20 protein-coding genes are annotated in these 21,822 nt (G+C 73.0%); 12 read left to right on the forward strand and 8 right to left on the reverse strand.

What is annotated here, in order from left to right; translation table 11 throughout:
• Window positions 1–16: 16 nt before the first annotated feature.
• On the reverse strand, window positions 17–811 hold the full coding sequence (locus ACTYVM_RS19180; RefSeq protein ID WP_445527066.1) for an enoyl-CoA hydratase/isomerase family protein: 795 nt from the start codon (window positions 809–811) through the stop codon (window positions 17–19).
• Window positions 812–1,036: 225 nt separating this feature from the next.
• Here ACTYVM_RS19180 and ACTYVM_RS19185 point away from each other — a divergent pair, with 225 nt between their 5' ends.
• Entirely contained in the window at window positions 1,037–1,786 is a 750-nt protein-coding gene (locus tag ACTYVM_RS19185; RefSeq protein ID WP_445527067.1) for a hypothetical protein, read from the forward strand.
• Window positions 1,787–2,070: 284 nt separating this feature from the next.
• Here the strand turns inward: ACTYVM_RS19185 and ACTYVM_RS19190 are convergent, their stop codons facing one another.
• The gene (locus tag ACTYVM_RS19190) at window positions 2,071–3,234 is read right to left on the reverse strand and encodes an adenylate/guanylate cyclase domain-containing protein (RefSeq protein ID WP_400028784.1); all 1,164 of its coding nucleotides are present in this window, start codon (window positions 3,232–3,234) and stop codon (window positions 2,071–2,073) included.
• 256 nt (window positions 3,235–3,490) lie between these two features.
• Entirely contained in the window at window positions 3,491–4,375 is an 885-nt protein-coding gene (locus ACTYVM_RS19195) for a biotin--[acetyl-CoA-carboxylase] ligase (RefSeq protein ID WP_445527068.1), read from the reverse strand.
• Between the two features lie 111 nt (window positions 4,376–4,486).
• On the opposite strand from ACTYVM_RS19195, the gene ACTYVM_RS19200 reads away from it, so the two are divergent.
• The 4 genes from ACTYVM_RS19200 to ACTYVM_RS19215 all read left to right on the forward strand — a co-directional run bounded on the left by ACTYVM_RS19200 (window position 4,487) and on the right by ACTYVM_RS19215 (window position 7,714).
• A complete protein-coding gene (locus ACTYVM_RS19200; protein ID WP_445527069.1) occupies window positions 4,487–6,088 on the forward strand; it encodes an acyl-CoA carboxylase subunit beta in 1,602 nt (533 codons plus the stop codon).
• 9 nt (window positions 6,089–6,097) lie between these two features.
• Window positions 6,098–6,304 (forward strand): acyl-CoA carboxylase epsilon subunit, encoded by a 207-nt coding sequence (locus tag ACTYVM_RS19205; RefSeq protein WP_400028781.1) that lies wholly within the window; start codon window positions 6,098–6,100, stop codon window positions 6,302–6,304.
• Between the two features lie 628 nt (window positions 6,305–6,932).
• The gene (gene mmpB, locus ACTYVM_RS19210) at window positions 6,933–7,061 is read left to right on the forward strand and encodes a morphogenic membrane protein MmpB (protein WP_445527070.1); all 129 of its coding nucleotides are present in this window, start codon (window positions 6,933–6,935) and stop codon (window positions 7,059–7,061) included.
• Window positions 7,062–7,093: 32 nt separating this feature from the next.
• Window positions 7,094–7,714 (forward strand): Maf family protein, encoded by a 621-nt coding sequence (locus ACTYVM_RS19215; RefSeq protein ID WP_445527071.1) that lies wholly within the window; start codon window positions 7,094–7,096, stop codon window positions 7,712–7,714.
• Here the strand turns inward: ACTYVM_RS19215 and ACTYVM_RS19220 are convergent, their stop codons facing one another.
• Window positions 7,715–8,338, reverse strand: coding sequence for a hypothetical protein (locus tag ACTYVM_RS19220; RefSeq protein ID WP_445527072.1), 624 nt, complete (start codon window positions 8,336–8,338; stop codon window positions 7,715–7,717).
• Window positions 8,339–8,716: 378 nt separating this feature from the next.
• On the opposite strand from ACTYVM_RS19220, the gene ACTYVM_RS19225 reads away from it, so the two are divergent.
• Window positions 8,717–10,492 (forward strand): acetyl/propionyl/methylcrotonyl-CoA carboxylase subunit alpha, encoded by a 1,776-nt coding sequence (locus tag ACTYVM_RS19225; protein WP_445527073.1) that lies wholly within the window; start codon window positions 8,717–8,719, stop codon window positions 10,490–10,492.
• Window positions 10,493–10,612: 120 nt separating this feature from the next.
• On the opposite strand, the gene ACTYVM_RS19230 is transcribed toward ACTYVM_RS19225, so the two are convergent.
• Window positions 10,613–11,572 (reverse strand): DeoR/GlpR family DNA-binding transcription regulator, encoded by a 960-nt coding sequence (locus ACTYVM_RS19230; RefSeq protein ID WP_445527074.1) that lies wholly within the window; start codon window positions 11,570–11,572, stop codon window positions 10,613–10,615.
• Between the two features lie 193 nt (window positions 11,573–11,765).
• On the reverse strand, window positions 11,766–13,238 hold the full coding sequence (locus tag ACTYVM_RS19235) for an NAD(P)H-quinone dehydrogenase (protein ID WP_445527075.1): 1,473 nt from the start codon (window positions 13,236–13,238) through the stop codon (window positions 11,766–11,768).
• A gap of 105 nt (window positions 13,239–13,343) precedes the next feature.
• Between ACTYVM_RS19235 and ACTYVM_RS19240 the strand changes: the two genes are divergently transcribed.
• The 3 genes from ACTYVM_RS19240 to ACTYVM_RS19250 all read left to right on the forward strand — a co-directional run bounded on the left by ACTYVM_RS19240 (window position 13,344) and on the right by ACTYVM_RS19250 (window position 16,787).
• The gene (locus ACTYVM_RS19240; protein ID WP_445527076.1) at window positions 13,344–13,781 is read left to right on the forward strand and encodes a gamma-glutamylcyclotransferase family protein; all 438 of its coding nucleotides are present in this window, start codon (window positions 13,344–13,346) and stop codon (window positions 13,779–13,781) included.
• A 148-nt stretch (window positions 13,782–13,929) separates the two neighbouring features.
• Window positions 13,930–14,754, forward strand: a complete 825-nt coding sequence (locus ACTYVM_RS19245) for a purine-nucleoside phosphorylase (protein WP_445527077.1) — start codon at window positions 13,930–13,932, stop codon at window positions 14,752–14,754.
• Between the two features lie 350 nt (window positions 14,755–15,104).
• The gene (locus ACTYVM_RS19250) at window positions 15,105–16,787 is read left to right on the forward strand and encodes a phospho-sugar mutase (RefSeq protein WP_445527078.1); all 1,683 of its coding nucleotides are present in this window, start codon (window positions 15,105–15,107) and stop codon (window positions 16,785–16,787) included.
• A 233-nt stretch (window positions 16,788–17,020) separates the two neighbouring features.
• On the opposite strand, the gene ACTYVM_RS19255 is transcribed toward ACTYVM_RS19250, so the two are convergent.
• Window positions 17,021–17,716: a PH domain-containing protein gene (locus tag ACTYVM_RS19255; protein WP_445527079.1), complete on the reverse strand. Its 696-nt coding sequence runs from the start codon at window positions 17,714–17,716 to the stop codon at window positions 17,021–17,023.
• A gap of 146 nt (window positions 17,717–17,862) precedes the next feature.
• On the opposite strand from ACTYVM_RS19255, the gene deoC reads away from it, so the two are divergent.
• Genes deoC through ACTYVM_RS19270 form a run of 3 tightly spaced genes read left to right on the forward strand, consistent with a single transcriptional unit; the run spans window position 17,863 to window position 21,191 of the window.
• Window positions 17,863–18,813 (forward strand): deoxyribose-phosphate aldolase, encoded by a 951-nt coding sequence (gene deoC / locus ACTYVM_RS19260; protein ID WP_445527091.1) that lies wholly within the window; start codon window positions 17,863–17,865, stop codon window positions 18,811–18,813.
• Window positions 18,814–18,844: 31 nt separating this feature from the next.
• A complete protein-coding gene (locus ACTYVM_RS19265) occupies window positions 18,845–20,281 on the forward strand; it encodes an aldehyde dehydrogenase family protein (protein WP_445527092.1) in 1,437 nt (478 codons plus the stop codon).
• Complete coding sequence (locus tag ACTYVM_RS19270; RefSeq protein WP_445527080.1) at window positions 20,274–21,191, forward strand: aldehyde dehydrogenase family protein; 918 nt, start codon at window positions 20,274–20,276, stop codon at window positions 21,189–21,191. The genes ACTYVM_RS19265 and ACTYVM_RS19270 overlap by 8 nt, the downstream gene beginning before the upstream one ends.
• 112 nt (window positions 21,192–21,303) lie before the next feature.
• On the opposite strand, the gene ACTYVM_RS19275 is transcribed toward ACTYVM_RS19270, so the two are convergent.
• On the reverse strand, window positions 21,304–21,702 hold the full coding sequence (locus tag ACTYVM_RS19275) for a hypothetical protein (protein ID WP_445527081.1): 399 nt from the start codon (window positions 21,700–21,702) through the stop codon (window positions 21,304–21,306).
• Window positions 21,703–21,822: the final 120 nt, after the last annotated feature.

A 21,822-nucleotide genomic window follows, 5' to 3' on the forward strand; every position in this document is an offset into this window, starting at 1 on the left:
CGCGCCGTGGACGTCGCTACTCTCCCGGCCAGCGCGGGGCGCGCTTCTCGTTGAAGGCCGCCACTCCCTCCGCGCGGTCCGCGGAGAAGGCGACCGAGCGCCAGGCCGCGTCCTCGACCTCCAGGCCGGTCCGCAGGTCGAGGCCGTGCCCGAGGCGCAGCGCCCGCTTGGCGGCACGCAGCCCCACCGGCGAGTTCGCCGCCATCCGGGAGGCCAGTTCGAGCGCCTCCTCGCGGTCCCGGCCCTCGTCCACCAGACGGTCCACGAGGCCCAGCTCGGCCGCCTCCGGCGCCTCCAGCCGACGCGCCGTGAAGATCAGCTCGGCCGCCCGCGCGGCCCCCACCCGCCGGGGCAGCAGCTGCGTACCGCCGCCGCCGGGGATCACCCCCACGGACACCTCGGGCAGCCCCACCACGGCCGTACGGTCGGCCACGATCACGTCGCAGGACAGGGCCAGCTCGAAGCCGCCGCCGAGCGCGAACCCGTGCACCGCGGCGATCGTCGGCACGGGCAGTTCCAGGACGCCGGTGTACGCCGCGCGCGCGACCGGGCGCTGGCGCATCAGGTCGGCATCACTGAAGGAGTTGCGCTCCTTCAGGTCGGCCCCGACGCAGAACGCCCGCTCGTGCGAGGAGGTCAGAACGACCACGCGCGCGTCCCGGTCGGCGGCGAGCGCCGCACACGCCGCGGCGATCGACCGGGCCATGTCCGTGGACACGGCGTTCATCGCCTTCGGCCGGTCCAGGACGAGCTCCGCGACGTACCCGTGCCGCCGCACCAGCACGAACTCGCCGAACCGCTCCTCGCTCATGACACCCTCCTGGTTAACGCGGGTTAACAAGAACCAGCCCCGATCATCGCAGCCGGGCGCGCACAGGGAAAGGGCGAATGGAACACCGGCGCGGCCCCGTTGTCGAGACCCGGCCCCCCGTTCGAGTGACATCCCCGCCCAACTCCCGCCGAACCCGCAGGAGAACGCATAACGTGCGTCCGCCATGGCGCATCGGGGGGCGCGAGCGCATCGGGGAGGACGGCGATGACGACGCACACGGCCAGAGCCCGGCAACACGACGACCGCGACGGGCGCGACAGCAAGGATGACCACGACGGCAACGACGGCAACGACGGCGATACGGGCATAGGCACCGACGCCACGGCGGAGGAGACCGCCGGCGCACGGACGCCGCTCCGGGGCCCCGGTGCCCGCGGACGGCACCGCAGGCACCGGCCCCGCAAGGCTCTGCTGGCCGCCGGAGGGCTCGCGGTGGCGGCCGGGGTGCTCAGCCTCGTACGGCTGGCGCCCGAGTCCGGGCTGGGCGGTCCGGGCACCGTGGAGGCCGAGTCCCACGCGGGCCCGGGACACGGCTCCGGCGGATCCGCCGGAACCCCCGTCGACGCCTCCACCACGGCCGGGACCCCTGTGGCGGCCGCGACGACCGCGCCCTCGGCGACCGTCGCCCTGGGCGGGGTGAGCACCGCACCGGACCCGGACTCGGGCTCAGCGCCGGCCGGGTCCCCGTCGGCGGCGGCCGCCGCGGAGCCCTCGGCGCTCCCCGGGACCACGACCGTTCCCACGGCGCTCCCCGCGGACACGGACCCGCCGGAGCATCCGGACCCGGACCCCACCGACGCGCCACTGCCGCCCGCCCCCACGTACCCGGCGCCACGGCCCACACCGACCCCGAGCCGGAGTACGCCGCCCCCTGCCCCGCCCTCCGGCGGGGGCGGCCTGTGCCTGCCGATCATCGGGCTGTGCGTCGACATCGAGGCCGGTCCCACCCGCTGACCCGGGCGCCGGCCCACCTGCCGGTCCCCCTCGCCGACCCTCTGGTCCGGGCGCCGAGCCGCCTGCCGGTCCGGACACCGGCCCGAGCGCTGGCCGAGGCACTGACCCGGGCGCCAGTCCACCCTCTGGTCCGAGCGCCGAGCCGCCTGCCGGTCCGGACACTGGCCCAAGCCCTGACCGAGGCGCTGACCCGGGCGCCAGTCCACCCGCTGGCCCGCCGCTGATCCGGGCGCCGGCCCGAACCGCGACCGCCGTGCCGCGGCCTCCAATCACGAGGCCTCCGGTTACGCGGTCCCGTCGTTCCGCCGGGCGAGCAGCCAGGGTTCGACCACGCCCAGGCCGCGCACCGGGCGCTGCCACATCGGCTGGAGAGCGAACCGGTACACCGGCGGCTCCTCGCCCTCCTTCTCCGCGGCCGCGGCGGCCTCGGCCGCCTCCGCCTCGGACGCCGGGGCGTCGCCGGTGCGGATCAGCTCCTCGGCGAAGGCGCTGTCCACGAGGACCCCGTCACGCGGGGCTATCGAGGTGAGCCGGGAGGCGAGGTTGACGGTGGTGCCGAAGACATCGCCCATACGAGTGGTCACCGTGCCGAACGCCATGCCCACCCGCAGCTCCGGCATCGTCTCGTCGTGCGCCATCGTCTCGACCAGCCGCAGCGCGATGTCCGCCGCCGTACCGGCGTCGTCGGCGGCGTACAGCACCTCGTCGCCGAGCGTCTTGATGAGCCGGCCGCCGCGCGCGGCCACGAGGTCGGCCGAGGTCGTCTCGAACGCCTCGACCAGCTCGCCGAGCTCCTCCTCCTCCATCCGGCGGGTCAGCCGGGTGAACCCGACGAGGTCCGCGAAGCCCACGGCCAGCCGCCGGTCGACCATCTCCTCGTCGTCGGCGGCCTGCACGACCCGGCCGGCCGAGGCGGCGAGCTGGCGACGCCAGACGTAGACCAGGAACTCCTCCAGCTCCGGCAGCAGCAGCTCGACGATCGGGTACGTCACCTCGGTGCGGGTCATGCCGGGCTCGGGCGGCTCGGTCAGGCCCTCCAGGAAGGAGTCCATCTGCCATTCGGCCAGACGGGCGGTGGTCTGCCCGGTGGACCGGGCCACCTGTACGGCCATGGCCTCGCTGAGCAGGCCCGCCTCGACCAGACCGGCGAGCCGCCGCAGGGCCAGCACGTCGGCCTCCGTGAGCGCCTTGGCCTGCCCTATGTCGGCGAAGCCCATGGCCCGCCAGAAGCGGGACGCCAGCTCCATGGAGACACCGGCGCTGCGAGCCGCCTGGAACGGGGTGTAGCGCCGCTCCGCGCCCAGGATGAGCTGTTCGAGACGCAGCGCGAGAGGGTGTTCGCCGGAGTCGGCGGCCTCGGGGTCCTTCTGCTCGTGCGAGGACGAGAATGGCGGAGGCTCGTCCCGGCCGTCCGCGTCCGCGCCGGAGCCCGTGTCGTCGACGGTCACGCCTGCTGCCCTTCCGATCTGCCACGGTCAGGTATCGACCGGCCTCAACTCTACGGCAGGTGTGCGCCAGCTCACTCCGCAAGGTTGCGCCGGGAGCGGAGCTGACCGGCGCTGTTCCGGCGCCGGTTCCGGTACCGGCGGCACCACGACCGGCGCGCCCCGTGCCCGCGCACGATCACGCCCCGCCCCGGACGCCGGGCCCCGGGCCCCCAGCCCCGGACGGGGACCGTCGGACCCGGTCCCCCTGCGGTGAGGTTCACGCCGGGCGCAGGTGCACGATGTCGCCCGCTCCGACCGGCTCCTGCACTCCCGCCTCCGTGGCGATGACCAGACGGCCGTCGCCGTCCACCGCGACCGCCTCCCCCACCAGAGACCGGTCGCCCGGCAGTTCCGCCCGGACCGCCCGCCCGAGCGTCGCGCAGCCCGCCGCGTACGTCTCCTGGAGACCGCTCGCGGCCGCATCGCCTCCTGCCGCCCGCCATCGGCCGTACCAGTCCTCCAGGGACCGCAGGACCGCCCGCAGCAGCGGGTCGCGGTCGGTGCTCACGGCTCCGGCGAGCGCGAGGGAGCCGGCCTGCGGGACGGGGAGCTCGTCCTGCCGCAGGGAGACGTTGATGCCGATGCCGACGACCACCGCGTCCTCGCCGGCCCGCTCGGCCAGGATGCCGCCGGCCTTGCGCTCCTCTCCGCCGACCGTCACCAGTAGGTCGTTCGGCCACTTCAGCGCCGTGTCGACCCCGGCGGCCCGGGACAGGCCCGTGGCCACCGCGACCCCGGTGAGCAGCGGCAGCCAGCCCCAGCGGGCCACCGGCACCTCGCTGGGCCGCAGCAACACCGAGAAAAACAGCCCGGAACGGGGCGGGGCCGTCCACCGGCGGTCCAGGCGGCCCCGGGCGGAGGTCTGCTCCTCGGCGACCAGGACGGCCCCCTCGGCCACCCTTCCCCCGGCGGCCCGGGCCACCAGGTCCGTGTTCGTGGAGCCGGTGCTCTGCACCACGTCCACCTCGGACCACAGCCCGCCCGCCCGCACCAGGCCGCGCCGCAGGGCCCCGGCGTTCAGGGGCGGGCGGTCCAGGTCGGACCAGCGGCTGCCGTGCGGCACGGGGTCGGGGGTGTCGTCTGCTGCATCTCGGGGCGTCATGCAAGCCACCCTAGGTGTGGGAAACGCCGCACTGCCGAACGGCGAACCCCCTACTACGCTACGGATGAGTAACCGTCCCCCCTTCTGAGCAGGCAGGGAGCCGCGATCGCGATGTCCGAGCCGGAAGAGCGCCAAGAGATCGACATTCACACCACCGCGGGCAAGATCGCGGATCTTCAGCGCCGCGTCCTGGCAGCGACGCACGCCGGCTCCGAGCGCGCCGTGGAGAAGCAGCACGCCAAGGGGAAGCTGACGGCCCGCGAGCGGATCGAACTGCTGCTCGACGAGGGGTCGTTCGTGGAGCTGGACGAGTTCGCCCGGCACCGTTCCACCAACTTCGGCCTGGAGCAGAACCGCCCGTACGGGGACGGCGTCGTCACCGGCTACGGCATGGTCGACGGCCGCCCGGTCGCGGTGTTCTCGCAGGACTTCACCGTCTTCGGCGGAGCGCTCGGCGAGGTCTACGGGCAGAAGATCGTCAAGGTGATGGACTTCGCCCTGAAGACCGGCTGCCCGGTGATCGGGATCAACGACTCGGGCGGCGCCCGGATCCAGGAAGGGGTCGCCTCCCTCGGCGCGTACGGGGAGATCTTCCGCCGCAACACCCATGCCTCCGGGGTGATCCCGCAGATCAGCCTGGTCGTGGGCCCGTGCGCGGGCGGCGCGGTCTACTCGCCGGCGATCACCGATTTCACGATCATGGTCGACCAGACCTCGCACATGTTCATCACCGGCCCGGACGTCATCAAGACGGTCACCGGCGAGGACGTCGGCTTCGAAGAGCTGGGCGGCGCCCGTACCCACAACACCGCCTCCGGCGTGGCCCACCACATGGCCGGGGACGAGAAGGACGCGATCGAGTACGTCAAGCAGTTGCTGTCGTACCTGCCGTCGAACAACCTCTCGGAGCCGCCGGTCTTCCCCGAGGAGGCCGACGTGGCCATCTCGGCGGAGGACCTGGAACTGGACGCGGTCGTCCCGGACAGCGCGAACCACCCGTACGACATGCACACGGTGATCGAGCACGTCCTGGACGACGCCGAGTTCCTCGAGACCCAGTCGCTGTTCGCGCCGAACATCCTCACCGGGTTCGGGCGGGTGGAGGGCCGTCCGGTCGGCATCGTCGCCAACCAGCCGATGCAGTTCGCCGGCTGCCTGGACATCGACGCCTCCGAGAAGGCCGCCCGCTTCGTACGGACCTGCGACGCCTTCAACGTGCCCGTGCTCACCTTCGTGGACGTGCCCGGCTTCCTCCCGGGCGTCGACCAGGAGCACACCGGCATCATCCGCCGCGGCGCCAAGCTGATCTTCGCCTACGCCGAGGCGACGGTCCCGCTGATCACGGTGATCACCCGCAAGGCCTTCGGCGGCGCCTACGACGTCATGGGCTCCAAGCACCTGGGCGCCGACCTCAACCTGGCCTGGCCGACCGCCCAGATCGCCGTCATGGGCGCCCAGGGGGCGGTCAACATCCTGCACCGCCGCACGATCGCCGAGGCCGAGGCCGCGGGGGACGCCGAGGCGACCCGTGCCCGGCTGATCCAGGAGTACGAGGACGCCCTCCTCAACCCCTACGTCGCGGCCGAACGCGGTTACATCGACGCGGTGATCAAGCCGTCGGACACCCGTTCCCACCTGGTGCGCGGCCTGCGTCAGCTGCGTACCAAGCGGGAATCCCTGCCTCCGAAGAAGCACGGCAACATCCCTCTGTAAGGAGCCGCTGTGATCAAGGTCGTACGAGGCAATCCCACCCCGGAGGAGCTCGCCGCCGCCCTGGCGGTGGTCCGGGCGCGCGCCGCGGCGGCTGCCGACACGCCGTCCGGCGCGCACGCCCCCCGAGACTCCTGGTCCGACCCGTCCCGCCTCGCCGCCCACCGGGTTCCCCAGCCGAGCCCGACGGCCTGGGCCCGCACCTATTGGCCCGGCTGAGCCCTGGCCCGGGCTCAGCCCGGGCGCCTTTCCCACCCACCCGTCTGGCCAGGCCAAAAGGTGACCACCCTCGGGGCTCCGCCCCAGGCACTTCACCCACCCGCCCACCCGACTCGGTAAGCCTGAAGGCGACCGTCCCCTGGGGCTCCACCCCAGGGGACGGCGGGGCTCCACCCCCGCACCCCGTGCGGGGCTCCCCCGGGCACTTCGCAGACCCCGCCCGGCCGACCCGGTCGGACACGGGGGCCGCCCTCGGGGCTCCGCCCCAGACCCCGGCGGGGGTCCGCCCCTGCACCCCGGCTGGGGTGCGTCCCTGAGCCTCCGGCTGGGTCTGTGCCCGTGTACCGCCCCCCGGGTCCCGGCGCCTCCCCTGCGTGCCCCCCGCAGGCCCGACGCCGCCCGCGCACTCCCCACAAGGCCCAGCACTTCCCCACGCGCCCCGAAAGCCCCGGCACCTCCCCCGAGGCCCGGCACCTCCCCGCGCGCTCCGGCGTCGTTCCGCCCCGGTGCTTGCCTCCGCCCGTCGGCCGTCGGTCGTCGGCCTGTCCGGATGGGTCCGGGGGTGGCGGACCCAAGTTGAGTACGCGTACTCAGGCGTGCGGTGTCGTCCCGGTCGCAGGATCGGGGGATGCTGTGGTCCGATCCCGAGAACGAGCCGCCGAAGGAACTGCGTGACATGCAGGACATGTTGCGGCGGCTGGGCGTTCTCATGGCCCTGGCCATGGTGCTCGCGATGTTCGTGATCGGCTTGAGGTGAGCCGGAGGAAGCGCCGCCGATACGCTGACCGTATGACAGACCAGCCGCGCCGCCGACTCGTGCTCGCCTCCCAGTCCCCCGCCCGGCTCGGGCTGCTCCGGCAGGCCGGGCTCGACCCGGAGGTCGTCGTGAGCGGCGTCGACGAGGACGCGGTCACCGCGCCCACCCCCGCCGAACTGGCGCTCGCGCTCGCCGAGGCGAAGGCCTCCGTGGTGGCGGCCCGCCCGGAGCTCCGGGGCGCGCTGGTGATCGGCTGCGACTCGGTGCTCGACCTGGACGGCCAGGCCCTGGGCAAGCCCGCCGACGCCGAGGAGGCCACCGCCCGCTGGAAGGCGATGCGCGGCCGGGCCGGCACCCTCCAGACCGGGCACTGCGTCTGGGACACGGAGAGCGGGCGGCACGCCTCGGCGACCGCCTCCACCGTGGTCCGCTTCGGCGAGCCGACGGACGAGGAGATCGCCGCCTACGTCGCCTCGGGCGAGCCCCTGTACGTGGCCGGCGCCTTCACCCTGGACGGCCGTTCGGCACCCTTCATCGACGGCATCGACGGCGACCACGGCAACGTCATCGGCATCAGCCTGCCCCTGGTCCGCCGCCTGCTGGCCGAACTCGGCGTGGGCATCACGGAGTTGTGGGCGCCGACGGAGAGCTGATCAGGGTCTGCGGGCCTCGGCCGGAGGAGTGAGGGGCGCCAGGGGGCCGGTCGCCTCCACCCCGAGGCCAGTCCCGCCCCCGCCATCCCCGTCAGCCCCGCCTTCGCTCCCGCCCCCGCCGTCGCCCCTGCCCTCGCCCCGGTGATCCGGATCGCCTGCGGACCCGGGGACCGGTTCGGTCCCGGAGCCGCCCGCGTCCCGGGGGCCGCCCGGCACCGCGCCGGCCGGCCCCTCCTCGGCGTCGTACGTCATCAGCAGCAGCACGATGAGCCCGAGCACCAGCACCATGCACAGGAACGCCCGCCAGCCCACCAGCCCCCAGGCGAACGCGCCCAGCAGCCCGTGCACCACGGCCGCGCTGACCAGCAGGACGCGCCCGAACCCGGCCGGCCGGCGGCCCCGCACCGCCACCAGCAGGGCAACCAACCCGCACAGGGCGAAGTAGAGGCCGAAGACCAGGCCACCGACCCTCGACGAGTTCGACATCACGTTCGGATCCAGGCCCGCCAGGGACATCCTCTGCCGGTGCACGACCTCGCCGAGGAACCAGTTCAGCGCCGCCACGCCGAACGCCTCGGCGAAGAGCACGAGCGCCACCACCCACGCCAACGGTCTGCGCACCACCGGTTCCACCCACTTCCGAGTGCTGCTCCGCTCGGGAGCCCTACTGTTACCGCGAGTACTGTCGAGACATCGCGAACGCTACTAACGGGTAAACGGGGGGACAAGGGTTCTGCCGTCGGCAAAGAATCGTTGGGCCATTCGTAGGGACTCCACAAAGAAACGAAGTGCGTCGCAGCACGCCCTCACAGAGACCTTGACCACATGAGGGGGCTAGGGTTTTCCGGAGGAGTCCTGCGTAGAGCGATGCGACAAGGGATTTCGCAGGTCGAGCGCGCCTCGAATCACGCTCCGTGTGGGCAAGCTCACCATCGGGGACGGGTCGATGTGCCGTGTCGGCAGTCCCTAAACTCGGCTTGTTTCAAGGAGGGAGCCTCAATCGTGCGCAAGGTGCTCATCGCCAACCGTGGCGAAATCGCTGTCCGCGTTGCCCGGGCCTGCCGGGACGCCGGGATCGCGAGCGTGGCCGTCTACGCCGACCCGGACCGGGACGCTCTGCATGTCCGCGCCGCGGATGAGGCGTTCGCCCTGGGCGGTGACACCCCGGCCACCAGTTACCTGGACATCGACAAGGTGCTGAAGGCCGCGAAGGAGTCCGGTGCGGACGCGATCCACCCCGGCTACGGCTTCCTCTCGGAGAACGCCGACTTCGCCCAGGCCGTGCTGGACGCCGACCTGATCTGGATCGGCCCGCCGCCGCAGGCCATCCGCGACCTCGGTGACAAGGTCGCCGCCCGGCACATCGCCCAGCGCGCCGGCGCGCCCCTGGTGGCCGGCACCCCCGACCCCGTCTCCGGCGCCGAGGAGGTCGTGGCCTTCGCCGAGGAGCACGGCCTGCCGATCGCCATCAAGGCCGCCTTCGGCGGCGGCGGACGCGGCCTGAAGGTCGCCCGCACCCTGGACGAGGTCCCCGAGCTGTACGAGTCGGCGGTGCGCGAGGCCGTGGCCGCCTTCGGCCGCGGCGAGTGCTTCGTCGAGCGCTACCTGGACCGGCCCCGGCACGTGGAGACCCAGTGCCTGGCCGACCAGCACGGCAACGTGGTCGTCGTCTCCACCCGTGACTGCTCCCTCCAGCGCCGCCACCAGAAGCTGGTCGAGGAGGCCCCGGCGCCGTTCCTGTCCGACGAGCAGGTCGCCGAGCTGTACCGCGCCTCCAAGGCGATCCTGTCGGAGGCCGGCTACGTCGGCGCCGGCACCTGCGAGTTCCTGGTCGGCCAGGACGGCACGATCTCCTTCCTGGAGGTCAACACCCGGCTCCAGGTCGAGCACCCGGTCACCGAGGAGATCACCGGCTTCGACCTGGTGCGCGAGATGTTCCGCATCGCCGACGGCGAGGAACTGGGCTACGACGACCCGCCGCTGCGCGGCCACTCCTTCGAGTTCCGGATCAACGGCGAGGACCCGGGCCGGGGCTTCCTGCCCGCCCCCGGCACGGTGACGAACTTCGCCCCGCCCACCGGACCGGGCGTCCGCCTGGACGCGGGCGTGGAGTCCGGCAGCGTCATCGGTCCGGCGTGGGACTCCCTGCTGGCCAAGCTGATCGTGACCGGCCGCACCCGCAAGGAGGCCCTCCAGCGGGCCGCCCGCGCCCTGGCGGAGTTCCAGGTCGAGGGCATGGCCACCGCGATCCCCTTCCACCGCGCGGTGGTCACCGACCCGGCGTTCGCCCCCGAACTGACCGGCTCCACCGACCCGTTCACGATCCACACCCGCTGGATCGAGACCGAGTTCGTCAACGAGATCAAGCCCTTCACCGCCACCGCCGACGCCGCCGAGGCGGACGAGGAGACGGGCCGCGAGACCGTCGTCGTCGAGGTCGGCGGCAAGCGCCTCGAGGTCTCCCTGCCCACCTCGCTGGGCATGTCCCTGGCCCGCACCGGCCTTGCCGCGGGCGCCAAGCCCAAGCGCCGCGCCGCGAAGAAGTCCGGCCCCCTCGCCTCCGGCGACACCCTCGCCTCCCCGATGCAGGGCACCATCGTCAAGGTCGCCGTCGAGGAGGGCCAGGAGGTCAAGGAGGGCGACCTGGTCGTCGTCCTGGAGGCCATGAAGATGGAACAGCCCCTCAACGCCCACCGCAGCGGCACCGTCAAGGGCCTGTCGGCCGACGTCGGCGCCTCCGTCACCTCCGGCGCCGTCATCTGCGAGATCAAGGACTGATCCCCCGGAGCAGCCGCGGGAGCCCGGCGAGCCGCGAGAGCGGCCCGGCCGGGCTCCTCGCATTTCCCGAGGGCGTACGAAGGCCTTCCCCGGACGCTTTCCGAGGGCGCCGCGAAACCCTCAGCGCCTCCGGAGGTCCGCCACCCGTGCGGCCGGGCGTTCCGTGCCGTTCGGCTGGTCCCCGGCCAGGGACGCCGGGCGGAGGTTCGCGCCCGGCGGCTGGGTGCGGCGGGGGCCGGGGACCGGGACGTCACGGCGACGGTCGCGGGGCGGGGGCTGGTCCGCCGCCGGGCTTCCCGTCGCGCCGGCCACGGCGATCTGGACGCCCTGGTCGGCGAGGGCCTGGAGTTCGGTGGCCGCGCGGTCGTCGTGGGCCGGGGGCTCGTCCGTCACCAGGCGGGTGATGAGATCGGTCGGGACGGTCTGGAACATCGTGTCCGTACCGAGCTTGGAGTGGTCGGCGAGGACCACCACCTCCGCGGCGGCCTGCACCAGGGCACGGTCGACGGACGCCGACAGCATGTTGGAGGTGGACAGACCCCGCTCGGCCGTCAGTCCGCTCCCCGACAGGAAGGCCTTGGACACCCGCAGCCCGTGCAGCGACTGCTCCGCCCCCGACCCGACGAGCGCGTAGTTGGAGCCGCGCAGCGTGCCGCCGGTCATCACGACCTCCACGCGGTTGGCGTGGGCCAACGCCTGGGCGACCAGCAGGGAGTTGGTGACGACGGTCAGGCCGGGCACCCGGGCCAGCCGGCGGGCCAGCTCCTGGGTGGTCGTCCCCGCGCCCACGACGATCGCCTCGCCCTCTTCGACGAGACCCGCGGCGAGGTCGGCGATGGCCGTCTTCTCCGCGGTCGCCAGATGCGACTTCTGCGGGAAGCCGGACTCCCGGGTGAACCCACCCGGGAGTACCGCACCGCCGTGGCGGCGATCGAGGAGTCCTTCGGCCTCCAGCGCCCGCACGTCCCGCCGTACGGTCACTTCGGAGGTCTGGACGACACGGGCGAGCTCACGGAGCGACACGGCACCGTTCGCTCGCACCATTTCGAGGATCAGTTGGCGACGTTCAGCAGCGAACACGAAACTGACAGTAACCCCAGCGACCGTCTGCTTTCAGCAGTTTGCGCCGAATAGCAGAAGTTGTTCGCAGGCCAGGGGGAGAAGTGGTATGGAGCCTGGCCCCCGCGCCTGCTCCCCCCACGCCTGTACCGCCGGCGTGGTTCGCGACTCCCCGTGACCGAAGGGGAGTTCGGAGCCGAGCGCCGGGACGCGCCTACGCCTCGCCGGTCGCCTTGCGCGTGTGCAGCTGCCGCGCCACCTCGGCGATCGAACCCGACAGCGAGGGGTACACGGTGAACGCGTTCGCGATCTGCTCGACCGTCAGGTTGTTGTCGACGGCGATCGAGATGGGGTGGATCAGTTCCGAGGCGCGCGGGGCCACGACCACGCCGCCGACCACGATCCCCGTGCCCGGACGGCAGAAGATCTTGACGAAGCCGTCCCGGATGCCCTGCATCTTGGCGCGCGGGTTGCGCAGCAGCGGCAGCTTCACGCAGCGGGCGTCGATCTTGCCGGCGTCCACGTCGGCCTGCGAGTAGCCGACGGTGGCGATCTCGGGGTCGGTGAAGACGTTGGAGGAGACCGTCTTCAGGTTCAGCGGGGCCACCGCGTCGCCCAGGAAGTGGTACATCGCGATGCGCCCCTGCATCGCCGCCACCGACGCCAGGGCGAAGACCCCGGTCACGTCGCCGGCCGCGTACACGCCCGGAGCCGTCGTCCGCGACACCTTGTCGGTCCAGATGTGACCGGACTCGCGCAGTTTGACGCCGGCCTCCTCCAGGCCGAGCCCGGCGCTGTTGGGGATGGCGCCGACGGCCATCAGGCAGTGGCTGCCCGTGATGACCCGGCCGTCCGCCAGCGTCACCTCCACGCGGTCCCCGACCCGCTTGGCCGCGGCGGCCCGCGAGCGCGCCATGACGTTCATGCCGCGGCGTCGGAAGACGTCCTCCAGGACGGCGGCCGCGTCCGGGTCCTCACCCGGCAGCACGCGGTCGCGGGAGGACACCAGCGTGACCTTCGAGCCGAGCGCCTGGTAGGCGCCGGCGAACTCGGCACCGGTGACGCCGGAGCCGACCACGATGAGTTCCTCGGGCAGCTCGTCGAGGTCGTAGACCTGGGTCCAGTTGAGGATGCGCTCGCCGTCCGGCTGGGCGTCGGGCAGCTCGCGCGGGTGGCCGCCGGTCGCGATCAGCACGGCGTCCGCGGTGAGCCTCTCCTCGCTGCCGTCGGCCGCCCTGACGACGACCGTGCGCGACCCGTCGAGCGCCTGCATGCCCTCCAGCCGGCCGCGCCCGCGCACGACCCGGGCGCCGGCCCGCGTCACGGAGGCGGTGATGTCGTGGGACTGGGCGAGTGCCAGCCGCTTCACCCGGCGGTTGACCTTCCCCAGGTCGACCCCCACCACCCGGCCGGCCTGCTCCGCCGGCAGCTCTGGGGCGGGGCCGCCGTCGGCGTCGGTGTCGGCGACGATGATGCCCAGTTCCTCGTACGACGAGTCGAAGGTGGTCATCACCTCGGCCGTAGCGATAAGAGTCTTCGACGGCACGCAGTCGGTCAGCACCGACGCTCCGCCCAGACCGTCGCAGTCGACGACGGTCACCTCCGCGCCGAGCTGCGCCGCCACCAGCGCCGCTTCGTAGCCGCCGGGTCCACCACCGATGATCACGATCCGAGTCACGTACTCCATTGTCCCGCACCGTTCAAGGTGCTACGGCCCCGGGGCGCGGCACGGCGGTCTCACGTTGCCCCTGGGACACCTGAGGCGGGTGCGAGGCTGCCGTACGCTCGACCCATGTCGTTCTATGCCGCATACGCCGGCGATCTCGACGCGCGGCTGATGTCCCTGCGCGCCCCGCACTCGCCGCTGCGCGCCACGGGCTGGCTGAACGGCTGGCGGCTGACCTTCGGCGGGGAGCAGATGGGCTGGGAGGGCGCGCTGGCGACCCTCGTCGAGGATCCGATCTCCGCGGTCTTCGTGGCTCTGTACGACATCGCCCCGATGGACGAGGAGGCCCTCGACCACCGGGTCGGCGTGGGCCTGGACCTCTACCGGCGCGCCCGTGTGCGCGTCCACACCCTGGACGGCGAGGAACCGGCGTGGGTCTACGTCCTCAACGCCTACGAGGGCGGCCTCCCCTCCGCCCGCTACCTCGGCGAGATCGCGGACGCGGCCGAGTCGGCGGGGGCGCCCCACGACTACGTGATGGAGTTGCGGAAGCGGCCGTGCTGAGCGGCGGCACGGGGCTCCGGGAAGCCTGACCGGGACCGGAACCGGCCCCTCCGGCACCCCCTCTCGTCGGAAACGACAAGACAACGATCGCATTGCCGTGACCATAGGCATCTACGCGCGTAGGTGAATTCCGGCTACGCTCATCCGCGTGAACGCATCTCTTCTTCCGGACGACATCCAGGGCGATCCCTACGCCGCCGCCGACGCCGCCGCCGCGCACCTGCGCGAACTCACGGGTGCCGAGTCCCACGACGTCGCCCTCGTGATGGGGTCCGGCTGGGCACCGGCCGTCGACGCCCTGGGCACCCCCGACGCCGAGTTCCCGGTCACCGAGCTGCCCGGATTCCCGCCGCCCGCGGTCGAGGGCCACGGCGGCAAGATCCGCTCGTACGCCATCGGGGACAGACGCGCGCTGGTCTTCCTGGGGCGCACCCACTACTACGAGGGCCGGGGCGTGGCCGCCGTGGCCCACGGCGTACGCACCGCGGTCTCGGCCGGCTGCAAGACGATCGTGCTCACCAACGGCTGCGGCGGCCTGCGCGAGGGCATGCGCCCCGGCCAGCCGGTGCTGATCAGCGACCACCTCAACCTGACGGCCACCTCGCCGATCGTCGGCGCCAACTTCGTCGACCTCACCGACCTGTACTCCCCGCGCCTGCGCGCCCTGTGCAAGGAGGTCGACCCCACCCTCGAGGAAGGCGTCTACGCCCAGTTCCCCGGCCCGCACTACGAGACGCCGGCGGAGATCCGCATGGCCCGCACCATCGGCGCGGACCTCGTCGGCATGTCCACCGTCCTGGAGGCGATCGCCGCCCGCGAGGCGGGCGCGGAGGTCCTGGGCATCTCCCTGGTGACCAACCTCGCCGCGGGCATGACCGGCGAACCCCTCAACCACGAGGAGGTCCTCCAGGCGGGCCGCGACAGCGCCGCCCGCATGGGCTCGCTCCTGACCCAGGTGCTGGGCCGCCTGTAGAGCCCGGCCCCGGCACCCGCGCGCCACGCCCGACGTCCGGCGGCGCCCTCGGCGCGGGGCGAGCCGCCGGACGGCGGAAGGGGCCGACGGGTGCGCCGGCGGCCTGCCGCACACTGGGTCCCGTCCGGCGGAGACCACCTGGCGGTCTCCGCCCGGCGGTCCCCCACCTGGCGGTCTCCGTCCGGCGCGACCTCGAAGCCCCGACCTCGGGACTCCGGGCGGTACGCCCGAGCGCGCGGCGGCCCGAGGCGCCCACGGCCCCGCTCCCCCACCGCATCCCAGAGGCCCCGGCTCCGACCCGCCGGAGGCAGACGGCCCAGGCCGACAAACTCACGAGAGGCTGATCCACCGTGCACGACGACCTCATCGCACGGGCCAAGGCGTGGCTGGCCGAGGACCCCGACGCCGAGACCCGTGACGAACTCGCCCGGCTCCTCGAAACCGAGACCGCCGAAAACACCGAAACCACCGAAAACACCGAAAACATCAAGGAGCTGGCCGCCCGCTTCGCCGGCACGCTCCAGTTCGGCACCGCCGGCCTGCGCGGCGAACTCGGCGCCGGCCCCATGCGCATGAACCGCTCCGTCGTCATCCGCGCCGCCGCCGGCCTCGCCGCGTACCTGAAGGCGAACGGGACCGCCCACGGGGACGAGAACGCCGGACTCGTCGTCATCGGCTACGACGCCCGGCACAAGTCCGCCGACTTCGCCCGGGACACCGCCGCCGTCATGACCGGCGCCGGACTGCGTGCCGCCGTGCTCCCCCGCCCCCTGCCCACCCCGGTCCTCGCCTTCGCCATCAGGCACCTGGGCGCGGTCGCCGGCGTGGAGGTCACCGCCAGCCACAACCCGCCCCGCGACAACGGCTACAAGGTCTACCTGGGCGACGGCTCCCAGATCGTGCCGCCGGCGGACGCCGGGATCGCCGCCGAGATCGACGCGATCACCACGCTCACCGCGGTGCCGCGCCCGGACTCCGGCTGGGAGGTCCTCGACGACTCCGTCCTGGAGGCCTACCTGGCCCGTACGGACGCGGTCCTCGCCCCCGGCTCGCCCCGCACGGCCCGCACCGTCTACACGGCGATGCACGGCGTCGGCAAGGACACCCTCCTCGCCGCGTTCGCCCGGGCCGGCTTCCCGGCCCCGACCCTGGTCGCCGAACAGGCCGAGCCGGACCCGGACTTCCCGACCGTCGCCTTCCCCAACCCGGAGGAGCCCGGCGCGATGGACCTGGCGTTCGCCACGGCCCATGCGAGCGACCCGGACCTGGTCATCGCCAACGACCCGGACGCCGACCGCTGCGCGGTGGCCGTCAGGCAGGGCGCCGACTGGCGCATGCTGCGCGGCGACGAGGTGGGTGCCCTGCTCGCCGCCCACCTGGTCTCCCGCGGCGTGACCGGCACCTTCGCGGAGTCGATCGTCTCCTCCTCCCTCCTCGGCCGCATCGCCCGGAAGGCGGGCCTGCGCCACGAGGAGACGCTCACCGGCTTCAAGTGGATCGCCCGCGCGGAGGGGCTGCGCTACGGCTACGAGGAGGCCCTGGGCTACTGCGTCGACCCCGACGGCGTACGCGACAAGGACGGCATCACCGCCGCGCTCCTGATCACCGAGCTGGCCTCCCGGCTCAAGGAGGAGGGCCGCACCCTGCTCGACCTGCTGGACGACCTCGCCGTCGAGCACGGCCTGCACGCCACCGACCAGCTCTCGGTCCGCGTCGAGGACCTCTCGCTGATCGCCGACGCGATGCGCCGCCTGCGCGAGCAGCCCCCGACCGCGCTCGCGGGCCTGCCCGTCACCCGCTCCGAGGACCTCACCCGGGGCACGGACCGGCTGCCCCCCACGGACGGCCTGCGCTACACCCTCGACGGCGCCCGCGTCATCGTCCGCCCCAGCGGCACGGAGCCCAAGCTGAAGTGCTACCTGGAGGTCGTGATCCCGGTCGGCGACCACGCCGGCCTCCCCGCGGCCCGCGCCGAGGCCGACGCCCTCCTGGCGTCGATCAAGCGGGACCTGTCGGCCGCGGCGGGCATCTGACCCGCGGCGCAGACGGGCGTCCGCCCGCAGCGAAAAGGAACGGGTGTCCCTCCGACGGAGGGACACCCGTTCCCGTTCCGGCCGGCCCATGCGGCCCGGCCCACGGACGCGCTGCCCGCACCACGGGGAGACGTACCAGCCGTACCGACGTATCGGCGGGGGGAGGTGCCGGTGGTGGCGTACCGACGTGCCGGCGAGAGAGGTACCGCCGTGACGGCGTGCCGCCGCGTGCGTCAGCCCAGCGCGATCAGGATCGCCAGCAGCACCGCGCCGGCCAGCGCCGGACCCACGATCTCGTACGCCCAGCGGACCGTCACCTCGCCCTGGGCCGTCTCGGCGTTCTCCCGGGTGTCCCGCAGCTCGCGCAGGTCGTCCATGAACTGGTCGCCGGCCACGCGGACGGGCCCGTCGCCGCCCGCGGCCTGCCCGCGGCCCGGCCCGCCGAACCCGAAGGCGCCGCCGGCGCGCCCGCCCGCCCCCGCGACCCGCTCGCCCCTGGCGGCGGCCCGCGCCTCCTGGCGGGCGGCCCGCTTGCGCCCCCGCAGCGAGACCGGCACGGCCCACAGCTGGTACTTGGTGCCGGACCGGTCCAGCACCTCGTTCGAGTAGCCGGAGCGCAGCCCGGCGACCTGGCCCCAGGGCAGCACGATCACGCGCAAGGGGTTGCGGACGCGCAGCCGGTCACGGCTGACGTACACGGCGGGCCGCAGGGTGAAGGCCACCACGAGCGGCACCGCGAGGATCATCCCGGCCAGCGCCAGCCACGGGGTGCGGCCCTCCCCGACGACCATCGCGTCGATGCCCAGCCACCCGATGATGGCGAGCAGCAGGACACCGCCCGCGATGCCTGCGGACGACCGGTGGACCCGGTCCTCGTACTCGGGGGAGGCGGGCTGCGGCGCGGGGGGCTCGTGCTCGGGCGTCGTCATGGCCCCGATTCTGCCCGACGTGCGCGGGAGCCCTCATCCGCGGTGCCGGAGCACGGGAGGGTCACCGCACGGTCACCTTCAGGGTCACAAGACGAGTCCCGGGGGTGTACAGCCGCTACGCGCGTAGATATGCTCGTCTGGTGACCATGCCCACCACTGCACCCCCTCTCGCTGACGTCACCGCGTCCGACAGCACACTGCGCCGCTTCCTGCACGGGCTGCCCGGCGTCGACGCGGTCGGCCTGGAGGCGCGCGCCGCCTCGCTCGGCACCCGTTCCATCAAGACCACCGCGAAGGCGTACGCGATCGACCTCGCCATCTCGATGGTCGACCTGACGACGCTGGAAGGCGCGGACACCCCGGGCAAGGTCCGGGCGCTCGGCGCCAAGGCGGTCCTCCCCGACCCGACGGACCGTACGGCCCCCTCGACGGCCGCGGTCTGCGTGTACCCCGACATGGTGGCCACCGCGAAGCAGGCCGTGGCCGGCTCGACCGTGAAGGTCGCCTCGGTCGCCACCGCCTTCCCGGCCGGCCGGGCGCCGCTGGGCGTCAAGCTGGCGGACGTGCGCGAGGCGGTCGCCGCGGGCGCCGACGAGATCGACATGGTCATCGACCGCGGAGCGTTCCTCGCGGGCAAGTACCTGAAGGTGTACGACGAGATCGTCGCGGTCAAGGAGGCCTGCGGGACCTCCGCGCGCCTGAAGGTCATCTTCGAGACCGGCGAGCTGTCGACGTACGACAACATCCGCCGCGCGAGCTGGCTCGGCATGCTGGCGGGCGCCGACTTCATCAAGACCTCCACCGGCAAGGTCGCCGTCAACGCCACCCCGGCCAACACGCTGCTCATGCTGGAGGCCGTCCGTGACTTCCGGGCGCAGACCGGCGTGCAGGTCGGCGTGAAGCCGGCCGGCGGCATCCGCACCTCCAAGGACGCGATCAAGTTCCTCGTCCTGGTCAACGAGACCGCCGGCGGTGACTGGCTGGACAACCACTGGTTCCGCTTCGGCGCCTCCTCGCTCCTGAACGACCTGCTGATGCAGCGTCAGAAGCTGGCCACCGGCCGCTACTCCGGCCCCGACTACGTGACGGTGGACTGAGAACCCCATGAACCCCATGAACACGGAAAACGTGCCTTCCCCCTTCGCATACGCACCGGCGCCCGAGTCCCGCTCGATCGTCGACATCGCACCGTCCTACGGCCTGTTCATCGACGGCGAGTTCGCCGACGCGGCCGACGGCCGGGTCTTCAAGACGGTCAGCCCCTCCACCGAGGAGGTGCTCTCCGAGGTCGCCCAGGCCGGCGAGGCGGACGTCGACCGCGCGGTGAAGGCCGCCCGCAAGGCCTTCGCGACGTGGTCGGCGCTGCCCGGCTCCGAGCGTGCCAAGTACCTCTTCCGCATCGCCCGCATCGTCCAGGAGCGCAGCCGTGAGCTGGCGGTCCTGGAGACGCTGGACAACGGCAAGCCGATCAGGGAGACCCGCGACGCCGACCTGCCCCTGGTCGCCGCGCACTTCTTCTACTACGCGGGCTGGGCCGACAAGCTGGACCACGCGGGATTCGGGGCGAACCCCCGGCCGCTCGGCGTGGCCGGCCAGGTCATCCCCTGGAACTTCCCCCTGCTGATGCTGGCCTGGAAGATCGCCCCGGCGCTGGCCACCGGCAACACGGTCGTGCTCAAGCCGGCGGAGACCACTCCGCTGTCGGCACTGTTCTTCGCGGACATCTGCCGCCAGGCGGGCCTGCCCAAGGGCGTGGTCAACATCGTCCCCGGCTACGGTGACGCGGGCGCCGCGCTGGTCGCGCACCCGGACGTGAACAAGGTCGCCTTCACCGGCTCCACGGCCGTCGGCAAGGCGATCGCCCGCACGGTCGCGGGCACCCGCAAGAAGGTCACCCTCGAACTGGGCGGCAAGGGCGCCAACATCGTCTTCGACGACGCCCCGATCGACCAGGCCGTCGAGGGCATCGTGACCGGCATCTTCTTCAACCAGGGCCAGGTCTGCTGCGCGGGCTCGCGGCTGCTGGTGCAGGAGTCGATCCAGGACGAGCTGCTGGACTCGCTCAAGCGCCGGCTGTCCACGCTCCGCCTCGGCGACCCGCTGGACAAGAACACCGACATCGGCGCGATCAACTCCGCCGAGCAGTTGGCCCGGATCACCGCGCTCACCGAGAAGGGCGAGGCCGAGGGCGCCGAGCGCTGGTCCCCGGCCTGCGAACTCCCCTCGTCCGGCTACTGGTTCGCCCCGACGCTGTTCACCGGCGTCACCCAGGCCCACACCATCGCCCGCGACGAGATCTTCGGCCCGGTGCTGTCCGTGCTGACCTTCCGCACCCCTGAGGAGGCCGTGGCCAAGGCCAACAACACGCAGTACGGCCTGTCGGCGGGCATCTGGACCGAGAAGGGCTCGCGCATCCTGGCGGTGGCGAGCAAGCTCCGCGCGGGCGTGATCTGGTCCAACACGTTCAACAAGTTCGACCCGACCTCGCCGTTCGGCGGTTACAAGGAGTCGGGCTTCGGCCGCGAGGGCGGCCGCCACGGCCTGGAGGCGTACCTCGATGTCTGAGAAGTCCGAGAAGTCTGGGGCGACGACCGAACGGCGGCTTTCGGTCCTCAAGACCTACAAGCTGTACGTGGGCGGCAAGTTCCCGCGTTCCGAGAGCGGCCGGGTGTACGAGGTGAGCGACTCCAAGGGCAACTGGCTGGCGAACGCACCGCTGTCGTCCCGCAAGGACGCCCGTGACGCGGTCGTCGCCGCGCGCAAGGCGTTCGGGGCGTGGTCCGGCGCGACCGCTTACAACCGGGGCCAGATCCTCTATCGCATCGCGGAGATGCTGGAGGGCCGCCGCGAGCAGTTCGTGCGCGAGGTCGCCGAGGCCGAGGGCCTGTCCAAGACCAAGGCGGCCGCGCAGGTCGACGCGGCGATCGACCGCTGGGTCTGGTACGCGGGCTGGACCGACAAGATCGCCCAGGTGGTCGGCGGCGGCAACCCGGTGGCGGGCCCCTTCTTCAACCTCTCCTCCCCCGAGCCGACGGGCGTGGTCGCGGTCCTCGCCCCGCAGGAGTCGTCCTTCCTGGGCCTGGTCTCGGTGATCGCCCCTGTGATCGCGACCGGCAACACGGCCGTGGTGATCGCGAGCGAGAACGCCCCGCTTCCGGCGCTATCGCTGGGCGAGGTGCTGGCCACCTCCGACCTGCCCGGCGGCGTCGTCAACATCCTGTCCGGCCGTACGGCGGAGATCGCCGCGCCGCTGGCCGCGCACCAGGACGTCAACGCGATCGACCTGACCGGCGCCGACGAGGCGCTGGCGAAGGAACTGGAGATCGCGGCGGCGGACAACCTCAAGCGCGTCCTTCGTCCACAGCCTGTGGACTTCGCCGCGACGCCGGGCATCGACCGCATGACGGCCTTCCTGGAGACCAAGACGGTCTGGCACCCCACGGGTTCCCTGGGCGCCTCCGGCTCGTCGTACTGAGCGGCCCGGGGCGCCCGACCACGGCGCCCCACACGGACGAGAGCCGCGTCTCCCCTCCGTCCGGGGGAGGCGCGGCTCTCCGCGTGCGCTCGGGTCGGCGCGCGCGCTCTGGTCAGCGCACCGACCCGAGCAGCCCGCCGACGACCGGCACGGCGCCCACCGACGGGGCCTGGGCCACCGGGCCGGTGAGCATCTTCGAGCTGACGGGCCGGAAGTCGGCGAGTTGGGTGCCGACGCCGTTGTCGAGCGGGTCCACGCCGGTGCCCGCGAGCGGGTTGGGCTTGAGGGCCGTGACCGTTCCGGTGGTGTGGCCGACCGCGCCCGTCAGCGCCCGCACACCCGACTGCGTGTCAGCCCGGCCGAGGGAACTGAGCAGGTGGCCCTCACCGCCGCCCGGGAGGATCTCCGCCGACGCCGCCGACGCGCCCACGCCCAGGGCGGCCCCGGCGGTCGCGACGGCGACCAGGGCGCGCCGGGCGGTGGAGCGGGGGAGGGACGCGTGTCGTGCCATTGCTGATGCCACCTTCTGCTGCGCTGGGTAACGAGAACAGTGCACACGGTAGTTGAGACGTAAGCCACGTTCCAAAGCCGACCCGCGGGGTCAACAGGCGGGCCACCATGCGTCAAACTG

It is taken from the genome of Streptomyces cyslabdanicus, assembly GCF_052663305.1.